An 11,600-nucleotide genomic window follows, 5' to 3' on the forward strand; every position below is an offset into this window, starting at 1 on the left:
TTGGGAATATGGAAATAGAACAAACGATGACTGTTGACTACGAGGACATCGCGTCGGTGTTCAGCTACGAAATGTTTGACAGGCAGATGAAATCTTTCATCGCCATGTGGGACATGCTTATCGGCGCATGGGACGACTATGGCACACAGGAACTTACGTTCGACATACTGTCGCTCTCGCTAAAGGCATCGCGCTTGTGTCTCATGGCCGACGAGGACATGGCGAGGCAAAACCAAGACCTGAAGAGAAACCGGAAACTAAAGAATATGGAATATGCGGCTACTCTCGACAGAATGGTCACGGAGCGTATTGCGCCTTTGGTGCAGGATGTCGTAAAGAAGGTGAGGAGAGAGGGGCATTTTGAGGGTCACAAATGGAAAAGGACAACCTCTACGATACTGAGCATGTTGCCAAAGCTCGACGGCATTGCCAACGACGAGGACTATGAGCCTTTTGTGTCGGCTGTGGCTAAATGGTTTATCATTGACCAACAGATTTGGGATTAATGTGACATTGTGTTGTGAAAGAAAAAACATAAAAAATCTTTTTTTATTTTGTATTGTGTCCAATTTACACTAACTTTGCACTCCAAATGCACCAAAAACAATTTTTATAATGGCAGAATCGAATTTCGTTGATTATGTGAAGATATATTGCCGCTCGGGAAAGGGCGGCAAAGGGTCGATGCACTTGCGTCATGTGAAATACAATCCCAACGGCGGACCTGACGGAGGCGACGGCGGTAAGGGTGGAAGCATCTATCTTAGAGGCAACCATAACTACTGGACACTGCTCCACCTGAAATATGAACGCCACATTTTTGCTGAACATGGAGGTAACGGCGGACGAGACAAATGTCACGGAACCGACGGAAAGGACGTTTACATAGACGTGCCATGCGGTACGGTGGTATATAACGCCGAGACAGGAAAATATGTATGCGACGTGGCTTACGACGGACAGGAGGTGCTGCTGCTGAAGGGAGGACGAGGCGGACTGGGAAACTTCCAGTTCCGAACAGCCACCAACCAGGCTCCACGCTATGCACAGCCTGGAGAGCCGATGCAGGAGATGACCATCATTCTCGAGCTTAAGCTACTGGCCGATGTGGGACTCGTGGGATTTCCGAATGCCGGCAAGTCGACACTGCTCTCCGCTCTCTCGAGCGCAAGGCCAAAGATAGCCAACTATCCGTTCACCACGCTTGAACCATCTCTCGGCATCGTTGGCTACCGCGACCATAAGTCGTTTGTGATGGCTGACATTCCTGGCATCATTGAGGGTGCGAGCGAAGGAAAGGGACTGGGACTACGTTTCCTAAGACACATCGAGCGCAACTCACTGCTGCTATTCATGGTGCCCGGCGACACCGACGACATAAAAAAGGAATATGAGATACTTCTCAACGAGCTACGCAACTTCAATCCCGACCTGCTCGACAAGCATCGCGTGCTGGCAGTGACGAAATGCGACCTGCTGGACGAGGAACTCATAGAGATGCTCAAAGAGACACTGCCCGACGATCTGCCGGTGGTGTTCATTTCGTCGGTGGCAAATATGGGACTGACAGAACTGAAAGACTTGCTGTGGAAGGAACTCAACAGCGAAAGCAACAAGTTGCAGGCCATCACGCAGGAGGACATCATCGTTCACCGCGACAAGGACATGACCCGATTTGCCGCAGAGATGGAGGAAGAAGGCGAGGACGAGGATATTGAATATATTGACGTTGAGGATATTGACGAACTCGACGACTTTGAGTACGAAGAAGAAGAAAATGAAGAGTGAAGAATGAAGAATGAGGAATTCGTACCACGGTTGCACTATTATAAAGAGGGCGAAGCGGTATTTTTCTCTACTACACGCCATGGAGGAGTGAGCCAAGGGGAATATGCGGAGTTTAACATAAACGAGTATTGCGGCGACTTGGCGGAGAATATTGCAGTCAACCGAAGGGCGTTGTGTGACGAATTAGGAATAGACGAGGCGCATCTTGTAATGCCACACCAGACCCACGGAGTGGAGGTGAGGCAGATTGCAGCTGACTTCATATGCCTGCCCGACAACATCAGACGGATGATTCTCGAAGGGGTGGATGCCGTAATGACCAACGAAAGCGGCATCTGCATCGGAGTGTCAACAGCCGACTGTATACCTATTATTATATATGACGAGCCGCATCATGCAGTGGCAGTGGTTCATGCTGGATGGCGGGGAACTGTGGCACGAATAGTAGAGAAGGCGGTCAAGGCTATGGCCGTGGCATATAAGAGTGAGCCACAGGACTTGCGTTGCGTCATAGGGCCGGGAATATCGTTCGATGCCTTTGAAGTGGGAATGGAAGTGTACGAACAGTTCCGCCAGGCTGGTTTCGAGATGGTTACGGGATTTGTTCGGGGCAAATGGCACATCGACCTTAAGGAATGCAACCGACTGCAACTCGTGGAACTCGGCGTGAAACCGGAGGCAATAATCGTGAGTCCAATATGCACCTATAATGAAAATGCAGACTTCTTCTCAGCACGGAGACAAGGAATAAACAGTGGCAGAATATTTACCGGAGCACTACTCCCATAACATTTCCCACTCCTCACTACTTATAAAAAAGAATAATGAAAATACGATACCTATTATATATATATACAGTGATAATCGTCCTTACCTCAGCAGTGAAGGACGAGTTTACTGCACTCGAACGCCAGCAGATAAGCATCGAAACCCCAGGACTGTTTGACCATTCGGACGCTTTCACCATCGACTTTGGCGCTTACCGTACATCCGATTTCTCCTTCCCGCTGCCAGTGGGAAAGGCTATAATAGTGAATGGCACCGAAATGGAAATCTCTTCGCAGAAAGGCGATGCCGTGAAAGCTATGTTTGATGGAAAGGTAAGACTCGCAAAGCATATTGCAGGACATGGCAACGTAATTGTAGTGCGCCACGACAACGGACTTGAGACTGTATATGCACGCAACGCCGAGAACCTTGTGAAGGTGGGCGACAAGGTGGAGGCCGGACAGACCATCGCCATTGTAGGTGGAGAAAACGGACGTACGTTTCTCACCTTTTATATAATGGTCAACGGTGGACGGTTGAACCCCGAAATGTTAGTATTCCCCAAAAGCCATAAGCTCACAAGGCGGACGCTGATGTTTAAGTTGAAGGGGAAAAACGTGGAAACAATTGTTGTGGGTGGAAACCAGAAAACGGGAAAAGCCACCGAACAGGCTTTCTATCCGCTGCCCGACGCAAAGGTGATAAGCGCTTACGGTAAGCGAGGAGGACGAATGCACTCTGGAGTGGACATAAAGACAAAACCTAACGACGACATTTTTGCGGCATTCGATGGTGAGGTGACCATGTCGCAACGCTATGCAGCCTATGGCAACCTCATAAAAATCAAACACAAGAACGGACTGGAGACATGGTACAGCCACAACTCGAAGAATCTGGTCAGTGTGGGCGACAAGGTGAAGGCCGGACAGGTGATTGCCCTCACCGGACAGACAGGCCGTGCCTCAACAGCCCACCTGCATTTCGAACTTAGGCTGAACGGTCGTGCCGTAAACCCCTCGACACTCTTCGATCATAATGCACACAAAGTGAAGGAAGATGTGTACAAATCGTTCCAGAAAACAGGGAAACTGAGGAATAAGTAGATAAAATAGATAAAAAAGCGTATGTATATTCATGTTTTAACACTTATGTAACACATATATCAGAATATTTAGTTAAATTTGCACCCGATATATCTGGCAGGCAGTCAAAAAGCCTCCGGAAATAGGTATTAGGTATTAATTTTTTAACATTCAAATTTCTTATGCAAAAGAGATTGTACTTCCTAATCGCCACACTCATGCTGATGGTATCGTCGGTGGTGGCACAGGTTACTACGTCTGGGTTGTCTGGTAGAGTGTCGGCTGACGGAGATGACGTCATCGGCGCTACGGTGGAAGCCGTTCACACTCCTTCAGGCACAAAGTATGTGGCAGTAACAAACGCAAAAGGTCAGTTCAACATCAATGGTATGCGCTCTGGTGGACCTTACGAGGTGACCATAAGCTACATTGGCTTTGAGACCAAGAAGGTGCAGGGCGTTGTCCTCCAGCTTGGTGAGACCTACAACCTCAATACGACCATGAGAGAGGACTCACAGGTGCTCGGCGAAGTGGTGGTAAAGGGAAAGGCAACAAAGCTCAACATCGAGAAGATGGGAGCATCGACCAACGTCACAAGCGCACAAATCACGGCTCTGCCTACTGTCAGCCGCTCTATTACCGACGTTACGCGCCTCTCTCCTTACGGAGGTAACGGAATGACATTCCAGGGGTCTGACGGACGTACGGCAAACTTCACAGTAGATGGTGCCGACTTCAACAACAACTTCGGTCTTTCATCGGCTCTCCCTGGTGGTGGCAATCCAATCTCACTTGATGCCATCGAGGAACTCCAGGTGGTCATCTCGCCATTCGACGTGCGTCAGACAAACTTCATCGGTGGTGGAGTGAATGCCGTGACCAAGTCGGGTACCAACACATTTAAGGGTACTGCGTATGTTTATCACAGAAACGAAAACATGCGTGGCGACGCCGTGGACCGCGAGCAGATACAGAGTGCCCGTGAGAAAGACCAGCAGACCACATACGGTTTCACCCTCGGCGGACCAATCATCAAGGACAAGCTATTCTTCTTCGCCAATGGAGAGTATATTAAGACTCCAACCATTGCTAACCGCTGGAGAGCTTCGCAAGATGGTGTTGCCGATGCCGACAACTTCATTTCCAAGTGTACGGAATACGACCTTCAGCGAGTGAGCGAGCATGTGAAGAACAAGTACGGATATGACACAGGCTCTTGGACCAGTTTCCCGGCTGACGAGAAAAACTACAAGATTCTTGCCCGCATCGACTGGAACATCAACGACAACCATCACCTCGCGCTGCGTTACAACCATACCAACAACACCAACTGGAGTGCACCAAACGCTTCTTCAATGGACGGTGGTTCGCGTTCGGCTTATGCACGTACATCGCAGTATGCAATGTCGTATGCCAACTCAATGTACTCGATAAAGAATCTCGTACACTCTTTGTCATTCGACCTGAACAGCCGCTTCGGCGACAATATATCAAACCAGTTCCTCGCTACTTTCTCTAAACTCGACGACGTGCGTGGAACTGACTCTTCCGAATTCCCCTTCATCGACATTCTTGATGGTTCGGGCGACACTAACAACTACATAGCTCTTGGCTATGAGCTGTTTACATATAACAACGCCGTACACAACACAGTGTGGAACGTGAAGGATGACGTGACCTTCTATCTCGGCAACCACAAACTCATGGGTGGCGTAAGCTATGAACACCAAATGGCCGACAACCAGTATATGCGAAACGGTACTGGCTACTATCGTTACAACAGTGTTGACGACTTCATCAACGGTGCCGCTCCTGAAATCGTATGTCTCACCTATGGCTACAATGGCGAGTCGAGTCCTGCTGCACGAGTGACATTCAACAAACTCGGCTTCTATGCACAAGACGAGTGGAACGCCACCGACAACTTCAAACTCACGGCGGGAATACGTTTCGACGGATTGTTCTTCGACAACGCCGACCTGATGACCAACAACGCCGTGCTCGAACTTGACTACTTTGGCCGCCACGTTGACACAGGAAAATGGCCTGACTCACGATTCTCCATATCTCCACGTGTAGGATTCACATGGGACGTACTCGGCGACAGAAGCCTTAAGGTACGCGGAGGTACCGGACTCTTCCAGGGTCGTCTGCCGCTCGTGTTCTTCACCAATATGCCTACAAACGGTGGTATGGTGCAGTATCAGGCACAGCTCAATGCAACAGGAGTAAAGGGAACCAAAGTCGACATGAGCCAGTTTGAAGGAGGTCTTGTTACCGATGCCAACGGCAACGCCTCTATCGCAGCCCTGCGCGACAAAATCATATCTATGGGATTCCCAACTACCATCACTCCTGAAGAAGGAGCAATACCTTCAACCATTTGCGGCGTTGATCCCGATTTCAAGATGCCACAGGTGTGGAAGTCTTCAATAGCTATCGACTACCAGCTGCCAGTGTCATTCCCGTTCACCATCACAGGAGAGTATATCTACAACAAGACTCTCAATGCTGCCATGATCAAAGACTGGGCAGTGCCTGACGTGACTAATTTCCCACGACTGAACGGTGCCGACAACCGCGCCATATTCCCTAAGGGATTCCAGACCCTGCAGAGCGCATACGTGCTTGAGAACACTAGCCGAGGCTACGGATGGTCGGCAAGCATCCAACTTAACGCGCAACCATTTGAGTGGCTTAGCCTTATGGCTGCCTACACTCACTCTGTAAGCAAGGAAGTGACCAGCCTCCCTGGCTCAAATGCAGCATCGGTGCTCAACTATGTGTCAACAGTGGAAGGTCCTAACAACATGCACCTCCATAACTCACAGAACGTGACACCAGACCGATTCGTCTTCTCCGTAACCAACAACGACAGCCACGGCAACCACTTGAGCCTTATCTACGAGACATGGCGCGGCGGCTACAACTACTCGTACATGATGATGAATGACATCAACGGTGACGGCTATAACTACGATGCACTGTATATACCAACAGACCAGCAGGTTGCCAACGGCGAGTTCCGCTTCGTGTCAGAAGACGACAAGACCCGCTTTATGGACTTCGTGCACAATGACGGCTATCTGAGCAAGCACCAGGGCGAATATGCAGAGGCATACAGCCTCTACAACCCATGGGTTCATCGTGTTGACATAAGCTACAAGCATGACTTTACACTCAATGTGGGAAGAACAAAGCATACCCTTCAGCTCAGCTGCGACGTGAAGAATGTACTCAACCTCTTCAACTCGAAGTGGGGCGTGAGCAAGTATCTCAATCCGGAGATTGGTTCTGACCCACGAATCCTGAAGTATGAGGGCGTTGACAAGCAAGGATATGCTACATTCTCTACACCAGAAGCCATCAACGGTAATACTCAGACATGGACCCTCAATCATGCCGTGGGACAGTGCTGGTATGCTTCTGTCGGTATCAAGTACATTTTCAACTAATAAGAGAACAAAAAATATGAAACTGAAATATTTCTTCCCGATGGTCATCGCGGCTCTTGCAACATTTGTAACGAGCTGCTCTGATGAAGATGTCGTGAGCTATCTCGACAATGTTCGTGTCACCTCTTCTTACGTGGCACTGCCTGCAGAAGGAGGCTCGACAAGCATAGATGTAACTGCCTCTGGAGATTGGACTATATCTGACATACCTGAATGGGTGACTGTGTCGCCAACATCTGGCTCTGGCAATACTACCGTAACCTTCACTGCACCAGCAACTTCAAAGTCGAATGAGGCGTATGTCACTATTGAGTGCAACGGCGACAAGCAGATGCTGAAGGTAATGCAGATGGCAGAGAAGGTGGAACTGGCTGTCTCTACTTGTGCTGAAGTAAACAAGGGTTCTGACAACGTCAGCTACCGTATTAAGGGTGCTGTGACAAAGATTGAGAACACCACATACGGAAACATGTACATCAACGATGGTACTGGCGAGGTGTATATTTATGGTACTCTCGACGCTAAGGGAGCTGAGAAAAACTTCTCTTCCCTCGGTATTGAGGTTGGTGATGTGGTGGACTGTGAGGGTCCAAGAGTTACCCACAATGGTACTATAGAACTTAAGAATGTTACCGTGAACAGCATCACAAAGTCGCTCATCAAAGTTGACTCTACATACGTGGCTGGAGAAATGGGCAACACACTGCCTCTCGAAGGAGGTGAACTCACTGCCTACGTATCATGCAAGGGCAAGGGCGTGTCGGTTGACATTCCTGAGGATGCCAAGGACTGGCTCTCTATCGCTGCCATCAGAAACGGCGGTACGGAGGTTGTGTTCAAGGCTGCTCCTAACACGGGCGGCGACCGCAGCACCACAATTACCTTCACCACCACCGACGGCAAAAAGGAGTACACTTCTAAGGTTGACATCGCCCAGAAGGGTGCCATCGTGCCGGTTTCCGTGGCTGATTTTATTGCCACAGAGGTAGGTAATGCACAGTATCGCCTGACTGGTCTTGTAACAAAGGTTGACGACGCCGCCTCTGGCAAGTACTATATCAGCGACTACACTGGTCAGGTATATGTTTATAAGGCATCTGGCGAAGTCGCTCTTAATGATGTAGTTACTATCGTTGGTAAGCATGCCGAATATAAGGGTACACCTCAGGTGGGTAGTGGAAAGCTCGAGGAAATATGCGCCTCTGCTGAGCCTATCTCACTTGCCGACTTCAATGCTGCTGAGGACAGCAACGACAAGTTCTATGTCCTTACCGGTAAGATAACGGAGATTGCCAACGACAAGTATGGCAATGTATATATCGAGGATGAGACAGGTGAGAAAGTTTATCTCTATGGAGTATATGGCGACTGGACAGGTGAAAACAAGCAGTACTTCATTAAGGACAATGCAATCGCTGTTGGCGACACCATCACTGTAGTGACCATCAAGACATCAAATAAGAATGCTCCTCAAGGCAAGAACGCTGTTTGCTTCGGCGTAAAAAAGGCTGAATAATACGTCCTTTAGTTAATCTATATTATTTCGGCGACATAACCCTAATAGGTGTTATGGCGCCGATTTTTATTGCTTTTGCTGTTTTTCCCCTTTTATTTCTTGTGAATATTGAATAAATAGTGTATCTTCGCACCAATTATTCATATAGCATATATCTACGACCTGCTCGGTCGTCGGCGCAATGAGCGGACCAAAGGGCTGGTTATCGTGAATGGGAAGAAAGCATTTAGAAATTAAGAATTAAAAATTAAGAGTGAAGGTTGAATTAAAAATAACGGTGATTTTGTAACTTTTTCGCGTTTTTAATAAACATTTTGCTGTTTTGACAAATTGTTTTTCCGTTTTGACATTCCTGTTTCCCTTTTTTCCATTAACTTTGCAGCGTTTTTGACAATAACTAAAATAATAACGATATGAACTTGAATAGAATTATTAGTATTCTTTACCTCCTCCTATTCTTCACTGGGGAGGTTGAGTTGTATGCTTGGACTTATCCCACCTCTAAGCCGTCATACCCTTTTACCAGCGGCGACGGCTCATACTCCAATCCATACGAGATAAGGAACGCCCAGGACCTTGCCAACCTTGCCTATATGGTACGCGAGGGAGGGGAGGACTACTCGGGCAAGCACTTCGTGATGACCAATGACATCACCCTCAACGAAAACCTGGTCAATGCCGACTGTACAGACCGCAACACAGGCAACTTCCAGGTATGGACTCCCATAGGCAATAATGGGAGAGATAATATATTCAAGGGCAACTTCAACGGCAATAGCCATACCATCTCCGGACTATTTATCGAAGACAATGACTATTACAATGGTCTGTTCGGCGTGGTTGTCAAGGGCACAATACGCAACCTCACCATTGCCGACAGCTATATGCGCGCATCCAACTCCTACAGTTCCAACTTTTATGGCTTTATTGCCGGCCAGACATCCAATGCCACCCTCCTGAACTGTCACGTCAAGAACTCGTGCGTCACGAACACCGGCAACGACTCATGGAATAAAGTAGCTATTGGCGGCCTGGTAGGCAGCAGCATGAATTATGGTGTTTTCCGCAAATGTTCGTTCAACGGCAACTTCGTCCTACATTCCTTCCACATAAAATCCTTAGTCAATGCAGGCGGAATATTAGGAAATGGAAGCATAACCAATCTCTATTCCTGCTCTACCAAAGGTAAGTTCAAGGTTACAGGCTCTCCCGCCATCGGCGTCTATGGTATAGGATCAGATATAGGGGATGCATACGGCTGTGTGGCTGGCATGGACTTCGACATACAGACACACGGCGAATACTATATCGGAGAGACTAAGTATCATTCACTTGACGTGGCCAGCTTTGCTTATACATCAGGACGATGTACACTGTGCACCACATACGGAACCATCAAGGTAGGTGAGCCTGACAACCCGGTACGTGTGCAACCCTTGGATAGTCGATGTCGTGAGTGGTATAGCATACGTATAGGAACCTTCAGCTCTGTAGGAAAATTAGTTAAAGCATACATGAAAGACCAGTGTGCTGCATATACCAATGTGGAACTGTATCTTCATGACGACAGCAAAGGCAATGCCTTCATCACCTCTTTTGGACTGGCGATAAGTAATACTGAGTATCAGGGATTAAAGCTGAAAAACTGTATTGTGGCAGGCAACCACATCATTAAGAGCAATACCGCTATAGGTTACAACCCAGTAGTCCTTGACTATAATAATGGGGATTCACAGCAAGATGTTGACGACGCCTGGGAATGGGCAAAAGGAGTAAAATACTGTACCTACGTAAACGGTGTGAAGGACGAGGGCTTCTATTTCAAAAACGAAAATATAAAATTCAAGTCAATCACCCCCGAAGAGCTGAAAGGAGATGAGCTTCTCGCCGGGCTGAACGCTCTGAGCGATGGCGGCAACCAGTGGGGCAGGATAACCACTGAGGGCGACCTTAAAGACTACCCCATGCCCGTCATCTGCGGCGGCAGCCCATTTTATAACGGAGATGGAAGTGAGGGAAATCCGTACGTAATAAATACGGAGAGTGAACTCAACAAACTGAAGGAAGCTGTCAATAATGGCACAGATTTTAGCGGTAAGTATATACAGTTAGGCTCCGACATCCGTATAACTGGCACTCTAAACGAGTGCATCGGTAGTGATGAAAAGCCTTTCAATGGTCATTTAGACGGCAACGGTCACGCCATCATAGGCCTGCGCAAGAGCCTCTTCGGATATATGTACGGCACGGTGAAGAACCTTGCCCTCGTTGACTGCAACATTTGGGACGGCAATTATGCCACGGCACTCGCAAGTAGGGTTGGAGACGAGAGCAATAAGGCAGAGGTCAGCAACTGCTATATTTCGGGCACGATATCCTTCAATACGCCTTGGGACCAGTTGGGCTATGCGTCAACCTTCGCCTTCCAACTTGCCAATGGCTCTTCCATCCACGACTGCTATTTCAAGGGAAGGTTTGTCGTCAAGCAACAAACGTTCAGTACTTACAATGTGGCGGGAATTGCCTTCTATAACAACAATAGCACAGTAAACACATCGGCAGAATCCCCTGAGGGCATATTCAATTGCTATGCCTCGTTTGATGTCAAAGTGGAGGCAAGCGTGATGGGATCCCGAAATACATACGGAATCACCAATGGCCTTAATAACGAATCAAATGGCAACTATTTTGTATGTTCCGACTACAGAGTGAGTGACAACAATAACGGTGGCAAAAAGTTGGATTCAGAGTCGGAATTGAACAGTAAGTTCAATGGCAAGACAGGCTGGCTGCAAGGTGTCTATCGTCCATTGCTTGTTTCCGCCAAGCACTATAAGGCGAAGTCGCCGGAAGGAGCGGATGCCTATTTCGACGCCATCCCCGAAGCAAACCCGAAGAAGAACTATTTCTACAACATCAGCATTGATGATCCTTATTCCGACGTGTCGCTGTGGCAGCTGCCAAACATGGCGGTATATGTGCCGAACGATA

6 protein-coding genes and 1 pseudogene are annotated in these 11,600 nt (G+C 48.2%); all 7 read left to right on the forward strand.

Translation table 11 applies throughout. The annotated features are described in order from the left end of the window. Window positions 1–8 precede the first annotated feature (8 nt). A complete protein-coding gene (locus CIK98_RS01005) occupies window positions 9–506 on the forward strand; it encodes a hypothetical protein (RefSeq protein WP_141210352.1) in 498 nt (165 codons plus the stop codon). 109 nt (window positions 507–615) lie between these two features. Further along, a complete protein-coding gene (obgE, locus tag CIK98_RS01010; protein ID WP_094382438.1) occupies window positions 616–1,788 on the forward strand; it encodes a GTPase ObgE in 1,173 nt (390 codons plus the stop codon). A 3-nt stretch (window positions 1,789–1,791) separates the two neighbouring features. Continuing rightward, a complete protein-coding gene (gene pgeF, locus CIK98_RS01015; RefSeq protein ID WP_094382439.1) occupies window positions 1,792–2,577 on the forward strand; it encodes a peptidoglycan editing factor PgeF in 786 nt (261 codons plus the stop codon). Between the two features lie 35 nt (window positions 2,578–2,612). Continuing rightward, window positions 2,613–3,659 carry a M23 family metallopeptidase gene (locus CIK98_RS01020; protein WP_094382440.1) on the forward strand — a complete coding sequence of 349 codons (1,047 nt, stop codon included), beginning with the start codon at window positions 2,613–2,615 and terminating at the stop codon, window positions 3,657–3,659. Window positions 3,660–3,820: 161 nt separating this feature from the next. After that, on the forward strand, window positions 3,821–7,093 hold the full coding sequence (locus tag CIK98_RS01025; protein ID WP_094382441.1) for a TonB-dependent receptor: 3,273 nt from the start codon (window positions 3,821–3,823) through the stop codon (window positions 7,091–7,093). A 16-nt stretch (window positions 7,094–7,109) separates the two neighbouring features. Beyond that, entirely contained in the window at window positions 7,110–8,609 is a 1,500-nt protein-coding gene (locus CIK98_RS01030) for a BACON domain-containing protein (RefSeq protein ID WP_094382442.1), read from the forward strand. A gap of 413 nt (window positions 8,610–9,022) precedes the next feature. Then, a pseudogene (locus CIK98_RS01035) lies at window positions 9,023–11,600 on the forward strand (hypothetical protein); the annotation flags it as partial.

The organism is Prevotella sp. P2-180, from assembly GCF_002251435.1.
Classification (GTDB): domain Bacteria; phylum Bacteroidota; class Bacteroidia; order Bacteroidales; family Bacteroidaceae; genus Prevotella.